16 protein-coding genes are annotated in these 15,535 nt (G+C 66.2%); 6 read left to right on the forward strand and 10 right to left on the reverse strand.

The features are described from left to right. Positions 1-9: 9 nt before the first annotated feature. The 5 genes from OF380_RS25615 to OF380_RS25635 form a co-directional block, all read right to left on the reverse strand. Entirely contained in the window at positions 10-306 is a 297-nt protein-coding gene (locus OF380_RS25615; RefSeq protein WP_264051489.1) for a c-type cytochrome, read from the reverse strand. A 29-nt stretch (positions 307-335) separates the two neighbouring features. Then, on the reverse strand, positions 336-1,151 hold the full coding sequence (locus OF380_RS25620) for a universal stress protein (protein ID WP_264048445.1): 816 nt from the start codon (positions 1,149-1,151) through the stop codon (positions 336-338). 183 nt (positions 1,152-1,334) lie between these two features. Beyond that, entirely contained in the window at positions 1,335-1,748 is a 414-nt protein-coding gene (locus OF380_RS25625; protein WP_264048447.1) for a hypothetical protein, read from the reverse strand. Positions 1,749-1,755: 7 nt separating this feature from the next. Continuing rightward, positions 1,756-2,403, reverse strand: coding sequence for a hypothetical protein (locus OF380_RS25630; protein ID WP_264048448.1), 648 nt, complete (start codon positions 2,401-2,403; stop codon positions 1,756-1,758). Positions 2,404-3,347: 944 nt separating this feature from the next. Then, a complete protein-coding gene (locus OF380_RS25635) occupies positions 3,348-4,418 on the reverse strand; it encodes a linear amide C-N hydrolase (RefSeq protein WP_264048449.1) in 1,071 nt (356 codons plus the stop codon). 1,277 nt (positions 4,419-5,695) lie between these two features. Between OF380_RS25635 and OF380_RS25640 the strand changes: the two genes are divergently transcribed. The 3 genes from OF380_RS25640 (at position 5,696) to OF380_RS25650 (ending at position 8,526) form a co-directional block, all read left to right on the forward strand. Further along, positions 5,696-6,697, forward strand: a complete 1,002-nt coding sequence (locus tag OF380_RS25640) for a histone deacetylase family protein (RefSeq protein WP_264048450.1) — start codon at positions 5,696-5,698, stop codon at positions 6,695-6,697. Positions 6,698-7,351: 654 nt separating this feature from the next. Continuing rightward, the gene (locus tag OF380_RS25645) at positions 7,352-8,044 is read left to right on the forward strand and encodes an OmpW/AlkL family protein (RefSeq protein WP_264048451.1); all 693 of its coding nucleotides are present in this window, start codon (positions 7,352-7,354) and stop codon (positions 8,042-8,044) included. Positions 8,045-8,265: 221 nt separating this feature from the next. Next, positions 8,266-8,526, forward strand: coding sequence for a hypothetical protein (locus OF380_RS25650; protein ID WP_264048452.1), 261 nt, complete (start codon positions 8,266-8,268; stop codon positions 8,524-8,526). A gap of 1,093 nt (positions 8,527-9,619) precedes the next feature. On the opposite strand, the gene OF380_RS25655 is transcribed toward OF380_RS25650, so the two are convergent. Continuing rightward, positions 9,620-9,970 (reverse strand): DoxX family protein, encoded by a 351-nt coding sequence (locus OF380_RS25655; protein ID WP_404810632.1) that lies wholly within the window; start codon positions 9,968-9,970, stop codon positions 9,620-9,622. A gap of 182 nt (positions 9,971-10,152) precedes the next feature. Beyond that, positions 10,153-10,908 (reverse strand): SDR family NAD(P)-dependent oxidoreductase, encoded by a 756-nt coding sequence (locus OF380_RS25660; protein WP_264048454.1) that lies wholly within the window; start codon positions 10,906-10,908, stop codon positions 10,153-10,155. Between the two features lie 114 nt (positions 10,909-11,022). Here OF380_RS25660 and OF380_RS25665 point away from each other — a divergent pair, with 114 nt between their 5' ends. Then, a complete protein-coding gene (locus OF380_RS25665) occupies positions 11,023-11,913 on the forward strand; it encodes a LysR substrate-binding domain-containing protein (protein ID WP_264048455.1) in 891 nt (296 codons plus the stop codon). A 273-nt stretch (positions 11,914-12,186) separates the two neighbouring features. Here OF380_RS25665 and OF380_RS25670 read toward each other — a convergent pair whose 3' ends face one another. The 3 genes from OF380_RS25670 to OF380_RS25680 all read right to left on the reverse strand — a co-directional run bounded on the left by OF380_RS25670 (position 12,187) and on the right by OF380_RS25680 (position 13,969). Further along, entirely contained in the window at positions 12,187-12,870 is a 684-nt protein-coding gene (locus OF380_RS25670) for a helix-turn-helix domain-containing protein (RefSeq protein WP_264048456.1), read from the reverse strand. 111 nt (positions 12,871-12,981) lie between these two features. Further along, on the reverse strand, positions 12,982-13,365 hold the full coding sequence (locus OF380_RS25675; protein ID WP_264048457.1) for a response regulator transcription factor: 384 nt from the start codon (positions 13,363-13,365) through the stop codon (positions 12,982-12,984). Between the two features lie 175 nt (positions 13,366-13,540). After that, positions 13,541-13,969 carry a CBS domain-containing protein gene (locus OF380_RS25680; RefSeq protein WP_264048458.1) on the reverse strand — a complete coding sequence of 143 codons (429 nt, stop codon included), beginning with the start codon at positions 13,967-13,969 and terminating at the stop codon, positions 13,541-13,543. 720 nt (positions 13,970-14,689) lie between these two features. Here OF380_RS25680 and OF380_RS25685 point away from each other — a divergent pair. Together OF380_RS25685 and OF380_RS25690 are read left to right on the forward strand one after the other, a co-directional pair. Continuing rightward, on the forward strand, positions 14,690-15,160 hold the full coding sequence (locus OF380_RS25685; protein ID WP_264048459.1) for a DUF3597 domain-containing protein: 471 nt from the start codon (positions 14,690-14,692) through the stop codon (positions 15,158-15,160). 72 nt (positions 15,161-15,232) lie between these two features. After that, positions 15,233-15,370, forward strand: coding sequence for a hypothetical protein (locus tag OF380_RS25690; protein WP_264048460.1), 138 nt, complete (start codon positions 15,233-15,235; stop codon positions 15,368-15,370). Positions 15,371-15,535: the final 165 nt, after the last annotated feature.

Genomic DNA, 15,535 nt, shown 5'->3' on the forward strand with positions numbered 1-15,535 from the left:
GCCGGTCCGTCAGCGCTCCAGCGATTTCAGGTAGGCGATGAGGGCGTCGACCTGGTCCGGGTCGAACCGGAACTCGGGCATTCCCGGGTGCCCGGTCCTGATGCCTTCCGCGAGGGATTCGGCCAGATCCTCGACGGGGTAGCGGGTGTGTAGCTCACGGAACGGAGGCGCTTCCCGAAGAGGGCTCGCCCCGACCCGGCCGACCGCATGGCAGCGGGCGCAGTTCGTTTGGACCAGCGTCCTGCCGCGACCCACCCTGGCATCGGTTGCGGACGCAGGCGGCGCATATGCGAGCGCCAGGAGCATGAGGGCTCCCGCCTTGGCGAACGTTCCCATCAGTGGCTCATCAGGCAGCAGGCATGGGTCGCCTGCAGGATGTGGCGGGTGGCTCCTCCGAACAGCCACTCGCGAAGCCGGGAGTGTCCGTATGCGCCCATGACGACCATGTCGGCGTCCTGGCGGCGGGCGAACCGCAGGATCTCGTCCGCCTCCTCGCCTGGGGAGGCGTTCAGCAGGTGGGTGGTGACATGGGCGCCGTGTCGGGCGATGTGCCAGGATATCTCCTCGGTACCCTGGAAACGTGCGTCGCCGCCCGCGGACGCGACGAAGACCTGGTCCGCGCGCTTGATGAACGGAAGGGCGGCCATGACCGCGCGACGCGCCTCGGGGCAGTCCTTCCAGGCCACCACGATGCGGGCGGCCATGAGCTGTTCGACGCCGGGGGGAACGACGAGGACCGGGCGGCCCGCCTCCATCAGCACGGGACCGGGCTCGACGCCGAGGTCTGCCGCGGCATCATCGTCGGGACCGAGGCGGCCCACCACGACGAGATCGGCGAAGCGGGCCTGCTCGACGAGGAAGGCGGCGGGACGGGCCTCGGCCTGACGCCAGTCGGTGCGGACCTGGGTGCCCGCGTTCCCGCCGAAGATGGCGCAGGCGCTCGCCAGGTCGTCGACGAGCCTGCCCTGTTCCTCGGAGTAGCGCGATTGAGCCTCCCGAAAATCCCCCGCCTTCTCCGGCCCGGGGATCCTACGCGCCGCCACGCCGGTCAGGTCGGCCTCGAACCGCTCCGCGAGGCCGGCGGCGAGACGCACGCGCCTGGGGGCCTCCGCCCCGAGGTCGACGGAAACCATGATGTTGGCAAGGGACATGACCATCTCCGCAACGCCGGCCTTACCGGACCGCTGCGGCCACCCTGCCCGCGCAGGTCGGCGGCGGCCTTGATCCAGCGCAAACGTCTGACGGGCCGGAACCTCGAATGCAGGGGGTGACAGCGAAGCAGGGATCGAGGTCGTAAGCGCCAAGACGCGGGGCAAGGCGCATGTTGGCTGGGATCAGGGTGCAAGCTCGACTTCCGGTGTGAGGCCGGTGCGGAGTTTTTCGTACGCCCACCAGCGCCCATCGCGGGGCATGCGCGCTCTCCTCAGCGGCTCCGCCTCTGTGAAGATCAGGCGTCTTCGAAACGCCGTTGGGCTTTCCATCAGCAGGAACGGCTTCAAGCGTTCCGGTCCCATGAAGGCCGGCCGCTTCAGGAATCGTTCCGGGGCCTCGGTCCATCCAGGTGCTTGCCCGAGGGCCCAGCGGGAGCACAAGTGCTCGCCGACCGCTCCCATAAAGGCGTCAACGTTCGGATCTTGGATCAGCGTAGGCGTACGTGTCAGTCGTCGCTTCCGGTTGTCCGGATCGGGGTCCAGGTAGAACGTATCGAGGAATTCTGCGATTGCCACGCGCAAGATGGCGGCATCCATGCGTCCCTTAACCGTCGCGCGTTGTAGGGCCTCTGCCAGCTCGCCAGGTCGGTTCGGGGTCCGCGCTCGCACCTCCGTGCTCATCCAGGATGGTCCTTAGCTTTGCTTCCAATCGCGGACTGATGCCCGACTCGGTGACGCCAGGGATCATAGGATAACACAGGCGCATAAGGGCTGCCAAAGCGTCGTAGGTCGTTATACCTGTGATCTGCATCAGTCCGTGTATGTCCGCTCGGTCAGTCTCAATCTTGACCAAATCATCTTCTAAGCGGTTCGCAAGAAGCTTCATCGCCAGGATATACTCCGGGGTGGGCATGTGCACCCGAAGACCGACAGCGGTCCTTTGATGCCTGGGATACTCGCCAAATAGAAGAAGATTCGGTTGTGCTCCGCCTTTTGGAGGTGCGAGCTGGCGAACAGCTTGGTTCAGCCATTCCTCGGGCAAGTCCAGGCGAGATCGAACCCGCTCGGCCGCCTCGTAGAGAAAGTCGTTATTACGCATGAAGACGGCATCCACGTCTCCTGTGGCTTGTCGAAGGTCACTGGCCAGCATGATGCACGATCCTCCGAAGACCGCTATCTCTGCTACGAAACCTTGCTCCGCAGCATCCTCGGCCAGCAGGTCGAAAGCCCTCTCGACTTCTTCCGCCGTCATTTTGGGTTCCCATTGATGTAGGCGCAGAATGGCTTTCGCAGCGGCAAGGCACCAGTCTGAAGTCCTTTCTGTGACGCCGCCGCTGCAAGTATCCTCTTGCTCAAGCAGGGAAGAAGGGTGGTTGGGAGAGATAGGGTGAGGGTACGGTCCCTGCGGTCCGATGCACAATCGGGATGCTTGGGTGATATGGCAATGGACGGACGGAAGGCCGCCTTGGCAGGACAACGCAAGGCCTGAACAAGAGCCGCGTGCAGGCCGTCTCGCTTCCCAACTCCGTCGGCGACGCCAGCCAAGAGGTTCGCGTGGTCCTGCGACGCCTCCAGTCGTCCGCAACCCGCACTGCCGACACCAATGCCGTTGGCCGGTCCGAGAAGGACCTGCGCGAGTTGGTCAAGGCCCGCTTCGTCCTCGGCCGCGCCGGACCGGGCTGCGCGAAGCCTGGCTCCTGCGCAGTGCCACGCGCGAGGGCACCAAGCTGCGCAAGCAGCGCTCCAACGCGTGCCGGGTTTTCGGCGTTCGCCACACCCTGTAGCGGCGCCGGAAGGGCTTGATCGGGACTGGCGACCGGCGCGTCCTGCGCCTTGTCTCGCTTAGCTCCCTTCGAGACAAGTCACGCTACGGCAGCCGGCACTTCCGGCTCTCAGAGGATGCGCACACCTGCAGCGGCCTTCAAGCCTACGTACGCCGCGCTCTGGTGGCCAGTGGGGCAAGCTGTCGTTTTGCCGGATGCGGCGCTGCTGGACCGCAACGCGGACCCTCCTGGGCAACACGCCTACGCTTGGCCGGAACCTTCGCGTGGTCTTCTTCGCGTTTCACTGCCGGTCGGGATCTGATGCCTGGAGCCTGCATCGAAGGTCCGGGTCGGGTGAGGAGCGGACCCTTGGCGTTTCGTCCTGAAGCGAACGTTCCGCCTGCGATCCTTGACGGACGTCCGCTGGGGATCGCTACTCGGGCAGCCCCAGGAACGGGAACGGCTTGGTTTCCCGGAACATGCCCGTCGCGTCGCCTGAAAACGTATGGTTCTGGTTCGGGCCGAGATCGAGCTTCTTGGTCTTGCCCGTGACCTCGTCGAAGTCGATGGCCTTCAGATCGACCCAGAAGGTGTTGGGCGTCAGGGCCGACTCGAAAAAGTAAAGCTTTCGCTTGTGGTCAATGACCGTGCGCCAGCGCGTCGAAGAGATGTTGGGCTCGTCCGGCGTGGTGATCCCATAGGGAACCGAGGCGTTGCGGATCACGCTGAAGACACTCGCGACCGCGAGGTTCGGGTCCTCGAACTGCGGGATCGCGTTGATATAGAACGAAGCGCGCGCGAAGCGGTCGGCCGCTCGATTGGTGCCCGGCAGCATGACGGTTCCACCGATGACCTTCCAGTAGCCATCGAGCGCTAGTTGCTGATCGAACGTGGGCGAGTTCGTCATCACTTGGTAGGCCCGGTCGTGATGGATTACGAGCCGTCCGCCAATGTACTCGAAAATGGCGCTGTCACCCGTCGCGTCGGAGAGGGACAGGTGCACGGTCGCGAGCCTATCCTCACCCGGAACCTTGTCGGTGACGATGGTGAACGCCTCCATCCGGAGGGCTGCGACCGCTTCGCCGACGGTGGCGAAATTGTCGAGGACGTACTGTGCCCAGGCCGCGACGGTCAGGCCGGGCTTGTCCTTGTTCTGTCTCGGGTACTCGGACTCGACCAGCCAGAGCAGGTTGGCGGCCAGCCCCGCCTCGTTGACGCCGTCCGTGGTCGAGACCTCATAGCCCGAGGCGATGACGCTGCCGTACCGCGATGTCCATCGCAGCGAGTTCACCCCAGCCTCGCCGGATCGATTCATGCCGCGTGGGAAGGTCCAAAGGTTGGTGGCGATGTCGTTACGCCAGTCCATTGAGCGGGCCGTGATCACCTGCCCGTTCGCGCCGAGGTAGACGGCACGGGTACAAGCCTGGGAGGGGCCGTGGAGCCCGCAGAGCGCCACCACGAGCAGGGTCCGACAGGCACCAAGATACGCCGTCAATCTCAGCATGATATCGCTCCCGGTCGTCGCTGGATCGTTCCCCAGACGGCAGGCGACTTCTCATTCGTCCGGACACGTCAGCGAGGGCAATGCATCGCCGCCGCCGTGTCAATCGATGCGGGCGCGCCCTGCCTGGAGTTCGGTACGAATGCGGTCGAGCGCCTTGGGGAGTTCGCCCGTGGCCATCCCTGTCTGCCACCTGCCCCGCCTCCTTTGCCCGGTGCCAGATCTCGGCGTCGACGAGGCGTCCTCTTCATCGGTCAACTCGTAAGGTCGGGGCGCAGCAGGGCACCTAGGCCCACGACATAGAGAGTGGGATCGCGGCCTGCCTCCACGGCGACGTCCGATCTTCCGAACAGGAGAAGGTGACGCCCCGGACCCTCGCTGCCGTATCGAACCTCCTCTGCACGTCTCCGCAGCTTGCCGAGGATCTCATGTCGACGGGCTGCGCCGTCCACTTGCACTCGCCGAAGAAACCCGAACCGTCCAGGTCCACCCCCGCCACATCGAGGTCGAAGTCTAAGCGCCCCCAAAGCCCGCCGACGAACTGGGCAGGCACGCCAGTAGAGCCGCCAACATGGTCAACCGGCCCGCTTCGATCCTGGTAACGGCGAATTGTTTGGCCATGGTCCCGAGGTCTACTACCAGGCGACCGCCCGGGGAGCTCCGTTATCTCAATGTACTTGGCCGACTCGGAAGTCATGGGAAGCACGAAGTTGCGCCAGTCGTAGCCCCGTCGGGTCGCTGGCCGCACCTTCCGTCGTACGCTCGGGGATCAGCCTCGGTGAATCGGCGCATTGGGTGAAATCCAGCTACCGAGCGGTGAACAGGGATCCTGCCCCCGGGCCGGGCTGTCGGTGTCGCTGATCATCGGGGCGAAGCGGTCCGCGGTCATTGCGCATCTGAATGGAGCGATGGCTTATGGTCCGGCGCGAGGATGGATACGGTCCTTTTCGTCAGCCTTGATCCAAATCAAAGACTTGCGTGACGCGCACGGCAAGCGTTGGGCATTGTGTGTTGGTCTCGCTTACTTTTAGCTGCCATCCGGATGGGATCGTCTTGGCGCCCGCGCCGCCGGCGTGGCCTGCATGGTCGCAAAGGGGCGAACCAGGCGCAGGTTTCCGACGTGACCGGGGTGCGTCCTTGGGAACGAGCGGCGCTGAGGGCCAAGCGGAAGAAGGATGCCGTCGGCGTGGGCGTCCAGGGCGGCGGCCGGCATCCGGAAAGGCTTCGCACGAAAGAAGAGCCGATTCACCCAACGACTTATGGACTCTGGGAGGTCCCGAATGAGTACCCTTCATCTCACGCATGCGACAGCCTTGGGCCACCTCGTGCATCCGGGACATCCCGAGCGCGCTGACCGGGTCCGGGTCATTGAGCGGGTCCTGGAGCAGGAGCGGTACGCCGGCCTTATCCGTGAGCAGGCCCCCGCCGCACCGGCCGCCGCCCTCCTCCTCGCCCATGCCGGGCCTTACGTCGAAGCCGTGCTCGACGGCTTGGCACGTGGGGAGCTCGCCGGATTGGACGCCGATACCGTGGTATCCGCTGGAACCCTGCCGGCCGTGCTCCACGGCGCGGGCGGAGCCATGCAGGCCGTCGACGAGGTCATGGAGGGGCGGGTTCGCAACGCCTTCGTCTCCATGCGGCCGCCGGGCCATCATGCGGAGCGGGAACGTGCCGCCGGCTTCTGTTTCTTCAACAACGTCGCCGTTGCGGCACGCCATGCACTGCGCGTCCACGGCGCCGGACGCGTCGCCATCCTCGATTGGGACGCCCATCATGGCAACGGCACACAGGGCATATTCTGGAGCGACCCCGACGTCCTTTACTGCTCGACCCACCAGTGGCCACTCTACCCGGGTACCGGCGCGGCGGCCGAGCGCGGCGAGCACGACACGGTGGTGAACGTGCCGCTCGCGGCCGGCGACGGCGGCGCCGAGTTCCAGGAAGCGCTGCGTGCCGTCGTCCTGCCGCGCATGGAGGCCTTCAGGCCGGACCTCATCCTGGTCTCGGCGGGCTTCGACGCGCACTGGCGCGATCCGATGGCCGACCTCAACCTGACGGAGGCGGATTTCGGTTGGGCGACGTTGCGGCTCATGGACGTCGCCGAGCGGGTGTGCGGCGGAAGGATCGTATCCGTATTGGAAGGCGGCTACGACCTGGTCGGGCTATCGAGGTCCGTCGCGACCCACGTCGCGGCGCTGATGGAAGCCTCGCCATGCCGTCCGCACGCAGGCATGATCCGGCACCCGGCCGCGGTGGATGCGGCAGCCCCAGGCGTCGTCTGACCCGAGCGTTTACGGGTCGCCCCTCCTTCTGGCTTCGCATCGGACCCTCGCGTCGCAGTTCGTCGACGCCGGCGGTTCAGGCGGGCGCCGATGCCTTGGCCTCGTCGGCGGAGCAACCACCCTCAGGAGGCTTGCCTTGCGTCCCGCGCCTCCGGGTCGGGCGACCGATCCTGCGCCCTGGGCGACCAGTGACCAAGGCTCGGGCCGAGCACCTGCCCCGGCTTATGCAGTCGGCGGATTTCGGTAGTCGGGCCTTCCGTATCCGCCCGCGGGCGCCGAGGGGGCGTCCATGCCTGCAAGATGACCGCATGGAGGGTGCGACGCCCGGTCCCGGCGATCCGCGGATGGCCGGTCCATCCCGCTTCCATCGGTGGCGTTCCTTGGGCCTTCGGGAAACCCACGGCCGGCCGGCGCATGATCGGTCCGACGGGGGAGCGGCCCACGCGCCGTTGCACACGGACGGGTCGCCCATCGCCAGCGATGCGCATCCAAGGGGCTCCTGACGAGGACGGGTCCGCAGGACGGCAAAGCCCCCGTTCGTCCAAGCTTGGCGATTTGATCCTGATCAAGGACGGCATGCGTCGGTCGCACCTAACGACGGCCGGCGTGCCGGACGCCGTCACGCCTGACGTGTCCTCCAGGATCGACCAAGCCATGACCACCCGGATCGCCCTCCTTGCCGCAGCCTCGGCCGCCGCGCTTTCGCTCTCCGTACCGGCGGTTCGAGCTGCCGACCTTCCGACCTTCGCCGCTGCCGCCCTGCCTGAGACCGCGCTTCCGGCATGGTCGCCCTGGATGCTGCGCATCCGAGCGCTCGGGGTGCGGCCCGATCCGGGAGCCCGCCTCTCCGCGGCCGGAACCCCCTTGACCCGAGCCGGACTCGCCATCACGGACGCCGCGATCCCGGAACTCGACATCACTTACTTCTTCACGCGGAACTTGGCCGCCGAGCTCATCCTGGGCGTGACCCGCCACGGTATCCAGGGTACCGGCGCGCTGGCCGGCACGCGCATCGGCACCACCTGGATCCTGCCGCCGACGCTCACCCTGCAATACCACTTCGACGGGTTCGGCGCGTTCAAGCCCTACGTTGGTGCCGGCGTGAACTACTCGATCTTCTTCGGCGAGCAGGAAAGGGGCGGCTTCACGGGCTTCCGCCTCACGAACAGCTTCGCACCCGCGCTGCAGGTCGGCTTCGACTACATGCTCGACGAGCACTGGGGCCTCAACGTCGACGTCAAGAAGCTACTCCTCGACACCAAGGTGAAGCTCAACGCGGGTGCGATCCGCGGCGGGGTGGACATCGACCCCTGGATCGTGGGTGGCGGCGTGACCTACCGCTTTTGAATCGCCCCATGCACGTCTCCCCCGGGTCGGGTTGGGCGTGGGCCATGCTTCGTCCACAGCGGCGAACCCTCCCGACCCGGCTCCTAGGCCTTGATCCTTGCGTTGGATCAAGGCGACCCAGGCGCGCCGGGAGGAAACTCTTCCATCGCGGGCGCCAAGCCACCCGCGAGGCCAGCGCCTCTTCGGGGGCGCGCCGATCCGCGCAACATGAAGGAGCTCTCATGTCCCACGCCTCCCATGACCTTGCCACGGCGGACTGGCTCGCACTGTGGCGGACGCTCTGCCTTGATCTGCCGCTTTCCTGCGCGGGCCCGTCGGCATCGCTCGCCGACGGAATGTACAAACCTTCGCCGGCGTACCGGAAGCCGGACAACGCGCAAGCTGCCGCCAGCCCTCTTAAAGCCAAGGGGAACGGAAGGAATCGTGGCTTGGATGGGTGCGCGGAGGGCTTCCTGGAAGAGTTGGAAGGATGTTTCGCCTGAGCGGGGAACCGGACGAACCGGAGGTGGCGCCTTTCATCGCAGCACATGGCATCGGAAGGGGCAGTGGTCGAGGCGAGACATCGCGAAGCCCGGCGTGAAGGCCGGTCGCCGTGCCGCGTAGCGGCCGTTCCTTAAGACCCGGGCGAAACGAACGCCGGCTGACCCCGTTGCCCGGCTAGTCCCCTCGTGGTCGAAGTCCGAGGATTGATACCGACTCGCGAAAGTTTACTTCTGACCCGTTGCAGCCCCTGGGAAGGTTCGTTTTTGGGCTATCGACGAGGCGGAGGCCGACGGCCGAGTTGGATGGGGTTCGGCTGGTCCGCTTTCGGGCAACTATGCACGAGAGCGGACGTTACCGCCGCACTCACTTCCGACCCATAGCAGGCTCTGGGAACGTCCGCTCGTAGGATCCGCTGCTTGGCCATCCGCTACGAGCGGCGCCTCGAAATCTAACTCGCCTTCACCATGCTCACTTGTGCCTTTGTTACCCTCGACCAAAGCAGATGATTCTGTGCGACGCTCTAATTCAGAACGTGGTCGGCCTACCCGTCCGGCCTTGGCAGATCCTTCGTCCAGGAACACGTAGAGGGCTACGATCCTGCCATCTCGCACGATGATCACGTCCCAACCCGTATACTCGGCTGGAGTGCCCTTCGGACCAGAGCCCTAGGCAAGGCGCCCGCCATTGCCGACCACTTGCGGTTCCCCGTACGGCGTGTACGCAAAGTCGGGATGCGTCGCCCGGAGATCGCCGGCAAACTTATTGATTGCCTCACGACCTGCAACGCTACCTGGGGGAACGTAGAGGACTGCGTCTTCGGTCCAAAATATATCGATAGCGGCACGGCGCTTACTCGCATCTCCTTCGCCGAATACCTCCTAGAGATTGCGATAAAGTAGCTCGCGGATACGTTCCGGCGCTTCTTTGCTCTGGTTCATGGCTGGGGCTCTTGAAGGTGGCCAAGCCCCAAAATGTTGTCCGAGGCGGGCGCGAATGGGTCGCAAAAGGCTCTGGGCGTGCTGGATCAGACGGGAATTAAGCGACGTCCATGAATAGTTCGATGCCGTTGATGAAGCGCCGATATGCTCGCGGTTAGGCGCGTCCGAGCCGCGCGTCGAAGCTGAGGCCGCCGGCACCGAAGGAGACGACCTGCAACAGTCCGCCGGCCATGGCGAGGTTCTTGAGAAAGTGGATCAACTGGTTCTGGTCGGCGAAGGCCGTGTGAAAGGCGAGCGCGGTGACAACCGAGAACAGAGCCAGCACCAAGGCGACGATGCGCGCACGGTATCCGGCGATGAGTAGGAGCGAGCCACCCACTTCCACGGCGATGGCCACTGCGAGCGCAACCTGTGGCAGTGGCAACCCAGCGGACTTGATGTAGCCGAGGCTGGCGGCCGGAGCGGCAAGCTTGCTCAACCCGCTCGCCAGGAAGATCGTGCCCATGAGAAGCCGCCCGGCGGCTGGTACGAAGCGGATGAGGGGAAGCGCCGTCCTGTGGTTCGAAAGGCCGTCAGGTGAGATAGAAGCGGTCGTGGTCATCGCAGTTCTCCAGGTATCAGGGTTCGAGGGAAAGGAGCGCGGCCGCATCCAGCGGCCGACGCTCTGAAAGGCGCCCGGGTAATGGCTCAGATCTGAGCTTGGCCGCCGTCGACGAAGAGTTCGACGCCGTTGACGAAGCTCGCCTCGTCAGAGGCCAGGAACAGGACCGCATTGGCAATCTCCGGCGCTTCGCCGACGCGTCCGAGGGGGATGCGCGAACCCAGGAAATCGAGAAGGCCCTGCTGCTTTTCGGCATCGTCGCCGGCAAGACCGACGAGGCCCGGCGTGCGGGTCGCGCCGGGGCTGACTACGTTGACGCGGATGCGGCGCTCCTTGAGGTCGAGGATCCAATTCCGGGCGAAGTTGCGAACGGCTGCCTTGCTGGCGGAGTAGACGCTAAAGGCCGGCGTCCCTTCGGTGCCGGCGGTTGAGCCAGTCAGCACCACCGCGCCGCCATCCTTCAGGAGCGGAAGGGCCTTCTGGACGGTGAAGAGTGTGCCTTTCACGTTGGTGTCGAAGGTGCTGTCGAACTGCTCCTCGGTGATGGCACCGAGAGGCGCGAACTCGCCACCGCCGGCGTTGGCGAAGACCACGTCGATCTGCGCGTGCTTCTGCTGGACCGCATCGTAGAGGCGGTCGATATCGGCTAAGCGCGCCATGTCGCCCTGGACGCCGGTCACGCGTCCGCCGATCTGCTTCACCGCCGCGTCGAGCGCCTCCTGTCGGCGACCGGTGATGAACACCGAGGCGCCTTCCTCCGAGAAAGCTTTGGCCGTGGCGAGGCCGATGCCGCTCGTGCCGCCAGTCACCACCACGACCTTGTTCTGGAACCTGTTCGTCATCGTCGTTCTCCGTCGTTCGGCTTCGTTTGCGCCGCCGACGACTGAGATGCCCCGAGAACGATGATGCGAGTAGTCGGCAAACGTGGCACGTAGCGTTCCATCAGGGGAACGACGATGCGTGCCGACCTCAACGACTACCGCTACTTTGCCGAGGTGGTGGCACATGGTGGCTTCGCCGCCGCGGGACGGGCGCTGCGCGAGCCGAAATCCAAGCTCAGTCGCCGGGTTGCGGCCATCGAGGCGCGGCTGGGCCTGCGTCTGATCGAGCGGTCGAGCCGGCGCTTCCGCGTCACCGAGGTCGGAGAAAGCTTCTACGAGCGTTGCCGAGCGATGATGATTGAGGCCGAGCGGGCTGAGGCGCTTGTTGCGGAGGCACAGGCCGAGCCACACGGTCGCATCCGCATGAGCTGCCCGAAGGGGCTCGTGGAGGTTGTCTCAGGGTCCGTGCGCACCTTCCTGGCCCGCTACCCGAAGGTCAGCCTGCAGTTCATCGTCAGCGACAAGCCCGTCGACCTGATCGAGGAGCGCATCGACGTGGCCGTGCGGGTGCGACGGGAGCTCACCAGCGATGCTTCGTTGACGATGCGCTCGCTTGGGCACTCGCGCTGGATCCTGGTTGCCAGCCCTCAGGTCGCCAGCTGCCTCGGCGCCGACATCGCGTCGCTCGGCGCCTTCCCGACGCTCGGGACGAGCGACGATCCGGGCGAGGTGGAGTGGCGGTTCGAACAAGCGGACGGGGCGACGTACCGACTGCGCCACGAACCGCGCTTAACCTGCAGCGACTTTGCCTTCCTGTGCGATGCAGCCGCCGAAGGCATCGGCATCGCCTACCTGCCCGACCATGTCTGTGGCGGCCACATCGCCTCGGGTAGGCTCGTCCACGTCCTCCGGGATTGGCGCAGCCAAGTCGGCATCGTCCACCTCGTCTTTACGACTCGACGCGGCCTGCCGCCGGCTGTGCGTGCCCTGATCGACCACTTGGCGGCAGCCTTTCCGAAGCTATGAGCGCGAAGACGCAGCAGACTCGTATCATCATCCCAGCGGGGATGCGGTGAAGGTCCGCTTCGAGGCAATGTGTCAGGGTATGCAAGCCATCCTTCTTGAATGTTCAAGGATGGGTGCCCAAGGATCGGATTTTCGAATGTGAGGAGCGGTGACGCCCGCCATGCCTTCGACCTTGTGGCTTCAGGAATGCCCGGAGCGGGTGGCCGCCGATCCCAGAGCCTCGCATGGACCAGTCCCTGCGGTGAAGCCTTCGGGCGGTCGGGACCGAAAGTTTCAGGCGACGATCTCGCGAAGCGCGGCGGTGTTCCTCAGGACCACGGTCCGGCGATTGGGTGGCAGCTCGATCAATCCTTCCCTTTCAAGTTGGGTTACCGCGCGTGAGACGCTTTCCACCGTCAGCCCGAGGTGGTCGGCCATGTCGGCTCGGGGCATTGGCAGGTCGAGCGCCCCCCCTTGCTCCGCGAGGCGCTCCGCAAGGCCGAGCAGGAACGTGGCGATGCGCTCCTTCGCTGACTTGCGCCCGAGCAGCATCATGTGGTCCTGCGCCCGCTCCAGGGACCGCATCATGGCTGCCACGACCTTACGGGCAAGATCCCCGTCGTTGCCGGCCAGCGCGCTGCGCTCGCGGCGGTGGACCACCAGCTTCGTGTCGGTCACCGCCTCAGCGCTGAATCGGTGGTCGCCGCCTGCCTCGACGCCGAAGATGTCGCCCGGCAAGTGGAAGGCGTCGATTTGCCGGCGGCCATCGGCGAGGAGCTTGTAGGTCCGGACCGAGCCGGACACGACCTCGTAGAAGAAGGCGGCCCGGTCCCCTTCCGCGAACACCTCCCCGTCGGCCCCGTACGTGCGCCGCGCCGCGCACCTGGGCTCCCCCGCAGGACGTGGTGCCGACGGGCTTTCCGGGAAGGCTATGCCGAGGACGGGGAGGAGGCCGGATGCGGCGAGGGCGGTCTGCATGGGGTCCCCGGTGGTCGTGTGCGGCGTGGATCCTTGCCTACGCACGGCCCGTCGGACGCGAAATTCCGATGCATCCCTAAGGGGATCTACGTATGCTTCACCTGAACGTCCTCAGAGGCGACCGCCAAGGCCGAGGGCGTCGCGGATGCCGTCCAGCAAGGCGCAGTCCTCGAACGGTTTCTCCACCACCTGCCGGATGCCGGCTTGCGCCGCTCGCGCGCGCAAGGCCTTGGTGCATCTTCCGGTGATTAGGATGACTGGCAGCCCGACCTTGCGACCCCGCAGCTGGCCCACAAGCTCGACGCCGTCCATCCCGGGCATATGGTGGTCGACGACGAGGCACCCCGCTTCGGGCAGCTTGGCCTCGCCGAGTAGGCGCGCGCCGCCCTCGTAGAGGCGCACGTCGAGTCCTTCGAGTTCGAGGACGAACTTCAGCGAGTCTCGGACGGCCTCGTCGTCGTCGACGACGAGCACGGGTCCCGTGGGTGCGGACATGGCGGCCTGTATCCTGAGTCCGGACCGGCTTAGCCCGCGCACCGGGTCCGCGCCTTGATCTGGCTCAATCGAGCGTGGCGACACCCGAAGGCGCCTGGGTCCGAGTACGGGTACCCGCCGGGCACGGAGCGATGTCCGCGGCGCGAGGTTCAACCCAAGCTACCCTCGGACGCGCTTAGCCCATGGACTGCGCTTCGTGCGCCTCCCGGAAGCGTTGGTACATGAGCCGGTATTCGGTCGGGATGTCCCGCAAGGAGACCATGCCCACGACGTCCTCGCCCTGCATAACGGGCAGGTGGCGGTAATGGCCGTCAAGCATGTGCTGGAGCGCGTCCGCGACGCTCGCGTGCGCCGGTACCGTTTTCGGTTCGCGGGTCATCGCTTCCCTGACGAGCGTGAGCATCGGATCCCGATGGCCGGCGATGACCCGGCTGGTCACGTCACGCTCGCTGATGATCCCGGCCAGCCTCGTTCCGTCCAGGACGGCAAGTGCCCCCACGCCGTACTCCCGCAGGCGCCGGCAGGCATCGGCGACGGTCGAGTTGCATTGCACGCTGCGGAGGGGTCGACCCCCGATGCATTCGGCGATGGTGCGGGTGATCATCGGGCGGCTCCGCTGTCGGGGTTCTGGCAAGTGGCGGTCCGAACAGTCCCGGACCTTCCGACCTCACGGGGGGATCCCCTCCGATGGCCGGGACCCGCTGCCTCGTGAAAGGCCGTCCTCCGTTCGAAGCCCCCTGGTGGCGCGGCCTCCGGACTTCGCGTTGATCCACGTCAAGGCGCGGGGCACGGCGCAGGCCCGGTGCGTCGGTCCCATCCTTGATCCAGGCAGGACGACCGCGCCCTTCCTCACACGATGACGGGCGACGTCCAGCGCCGACCCGGTCCGGCGGCGCCGAGCTCGCGTCGGGTCCCAGCAGGAGCGGTGGCGGGCGCTGGTCCGCCTGGTGGGTATCGTAGGCCGTCGGACGGCTGGAGGTGGGATTGCCCCGACCGGGAGCGCGGGCCCGGTTCGTCGATGTCGGTCACCCTGAGCACGATGGCCCCGCAGGTCGCCTCAACAGCGACGAGAAGCGCGAGCGAGTCGCGCTCCCGCCGCCTTGCTTGGTCCTCGTCCGCCTCGGTCTTTCGCTGGTTCGCGCGCTCGCGAGCGTGGGCATTGACCCACCGCGGGCTCACTGGTCGCCTCGCTCCCTCGCTCCCTCGCCACCGCAATGCGCCAACTCCACGCTTGCCGCGCCCAGGTGGCCGCCTTGGAACGCCTTTCGGACCACTCCGTTGTCGAGCGCCTGGCCCGTCAGGGGGCCATCGAGTGGAGGACGGAATGAGCATTTTCGGATCGATCATGTCGAAAATCTTCGGCGGCAGCGCCAGCGCCCAGGCAGCGGCCCCGCACGCCGCGGAGACGCCGAGCGTGTCGGCCGCAGCGAAGGGCTCCGGTGGGCCGACCGGATCGGCCAGCGGCGCGGCCGCGCCCTCGATGGCCGGAGCGCCGTCGCCCGTCGCGACCGGTCCTGCCGGTGGGGGCCAGGCGAACGTCGACGTGGGACAGGTGCTCGCCGACCTTTCCTCGAAGAACGGTCAGACCCTCGACTATAAGCGGTCCATCGTCGACCTGATGAAGCTGCTCGGCCTCGACAGCAGCCTGCAGGCCCGCAAGCAGCTCGCTGACGAGCTGCACTACACGGGCGACAAGGAGGACTCTGCCACCATGAACGTTTGGTTGCATAAGCAGGTCTTGCAGAAGCTCGCCGAGAACGGCGGTAAGGTCCCGGACGACCTCAGGCACGCCTGAGGGACCCGAGAGGCCTATCGCGGGAACCGAACGACGGCCTGGGCCTTACCAGCCGTCGTCTAGGAGGCGGGCATGACCGAGAAGAAGGGACACGGCAGTGAGGCTGCCAGGAAGGCCAACGCCAAGGCCGACCACGAGGGCAAGTCAAACCCGCGCAAGTCCTCGGCCGCGCAAGCAGAGCTCGGCAAGAAGGGTGGCAAGAGCAAGTAAGGTGGGGACTTCCGGGCCGCCCTGGGGCCGGGGCTGGCAAGGGCGATCCGACCCACCTTAATCCTCCCCGTATGCTGACCGTCCTACGACGCACAAAGCCCGTCGCCTCATCTGCATGCCCTCCGGGTTGCGGGCCATTCCCCTGTGTCCTCCCGGAAGTCGACG

The sequence above is a fragment of the Methylobacterium sp. FF17 genome, from assembly GCF_025813715.1.
Classification (GTDB): Bacteria; Pseudomonadota; Alphaproteobacteria; order Rhizobiales; family Beijerinckiaceae; genus Methylobacterium; species Methylobacterium flocculans.

Coding starts and splice junctions, on each gene's coding strand:
- OF380_RS25680 (WP_264048458.1), bottom strand. CDS start 13,969: ATGATCACCCGCACCATCGCCGAATGCATCGGGGGTCGACCCCTCCGC.
- OF380_RS25650 (WP_264048452.1), top strand. CDS start 8,266: ATGTCCCACGCCTCCCATGACCTTGCCACGGCGGACTGGCTCGCACTG.
- OF380_RS25615 (WP_264051489.1), bottom strand. CDS start 306: ATGCTCCTGGCGCTCGCATATGCGCCGCCTGCGTCCGCAACCGATGCC.
- OF380_RS25645 (WP_264048451.1), top strand. CDS start 7,352: ATGACCACCCGGATCGCCCTCCTTGCCGCAGCCTCGGCCGCCGCGCTT.
- OF380_RS25655 (WP_404810632.1), bottom strand. CDS start 9,970: ATGGGCACGATCTTCCTGGCGAGCGGGTTGAGCAAGCTTGCCGCTCCG.
- OF380_RS25685 (WP_264048459.1), top strand. CDS start 14,690: ATGAGCATTTTCGGATCGATCATGTCGAAAATCTTCGGCGGCAGCGCC.
- OF380_RS25665 (WP_264048455.1), top strand. CDS start 11,023: ATGCGTGCCGACCTCAACGACTACCGCTACTTTGCCGAGGTGGTGGCA.
- OF380_RS25675 (WP_264048457.1), bottom strand. CDS start 13,365: ATGTCCGCACCCACGGGACCCGTGCTCGTCGTCGACGACGACGAGGCC.
- OF380_RS25640 (WP_264048450.1), top strand. CDS start 5,696: ATGAGTACCCTTCATCTCACGCATGCGACAGCCTTGGGCCACCTCGTG.
- OF380_RS25670 (WP_264048456.1), bottom strand. CDS start 12,870: ATGCAGACCGCCCTCGCCGCATCCGGCCTCCTCCCCGTCCTCGGCATA.
- OF380_RS25635 (WP_264048449.1), bottom strand. CDS start 4,418: ATGCTGAGATTGACGGCGTATCTTGGTGCCTGTCGGACCCTGCTCGTG.
- OF380_RS25620 (WP_264048445.1), bottom strand. CDS start 1,151: ATGTCCCTTGCCAACATCATGGTTTCCGTCGACCTCGGGGCGGAGGCC.
- OF380_RS25630 (WP_264048448.1), bottom strand. CDS start 2,403: ATGACGGCGGAAGAAGTCGAGAGGGCTTTCGACCTGCTGGCCGAGGAT.
- OF380_RS25660 (WP_264048454.1), bottom strand. CDS start 10,908: ATGACGAACAGGTTCCAGAACAAGGTCGTGGTGGTGACTGGCGGCACG.
- OF380_RS25625 (WP_264048447.1), bottom strand. CDS start 1,748: ATGGATGCCGCCATCTTGCGCGTGGCAATCGCAGAATTCCTCGATACG.
- OF380_RS25690 (WP_264048460.1), top strand. CDS start 15,233: ATGACCGAGAAGAAGGGACACGGCAGTGAGGCTGCCAGGAAGGCCAAC.